At 65.8% G+C, this 564-nt stretch carries 1 protein-coding gene; it reads right to left on the bottom strand.

Annotation, left to right across the window (positions count from 1 at the left end; all coding sequences use genetic code 11):
- On the bottom strand, positions 1 to 564 hold a 564-nt coding region (locus ACFOX0_RS34270; protein ID WP_377553857.1), incomplete at both ends, for an arabinofuranosidase catalytic domain-containing protein.

Raw genomic sequence — 564 nt, 5'->3', positions numbered from 1 at the left:
GTAGCCGGCGGCGGTGATGTTGGCCTGCACCGCGTCCTCGGTGGCGTTGCTGGGATAGCCCGAGGTCATCACGCCCTCGTAGAAGGTGCCGGCGGCGCCGTGGCTGTTGTCGCCGCCGATGCCGAGGATGATGGCGCCCTCCTTCTTCATCGGGTTGTAGCCGGTGACGTTGGGGCGTTTACCGTCGTAGAAGGTGGACAGGCCGCCGGACTGGGCGTTGCCGGCCCGGATGGCCCAGTGGTTCGGCTCGCCCTTGATGATCGCCGTCAGGTAACGGTGGCTGATGCTCGGGTCGTTGGCGTTGTAGCCGGCGTTGACGCCGGAGAACAGCCCGTTCTCCAGGTCGGCCATCACCCAGGGACCGTTGCCGGTGCCGTAGCCCCAGACCTTGATGTTGCCGAAGTAGATGGCCTCCATGGTGCCGTTGCCGTTGTCCCGGCTGTTGGTCTCGGCGTTGCCGTAGTCGAAGCAGCAGCCGCCGTTGTAGTGCGTGCCGTCGAAGATGGCGTACATGCCCTCGGGCTGGTCACCCTTGGCGATGCCGTTGGTGGCGTTGTTCCGGTA

The organism is Micromonospora zhanjiangensis (genome assembly GCF_042650605.1).
Classification (GTDB): Bacteria; Actinomycetota; Actinomycetes; order Mycobacteriales; family Micromonosporaceae; genus Micromonospora_J; species Micromonospora_J zhanjiangensis.
The sequence above is the reverse complement of the archived record's forward strand: the minus strand, read 5'-3'. Positions and strand labels throughout refer to the sequence as shown.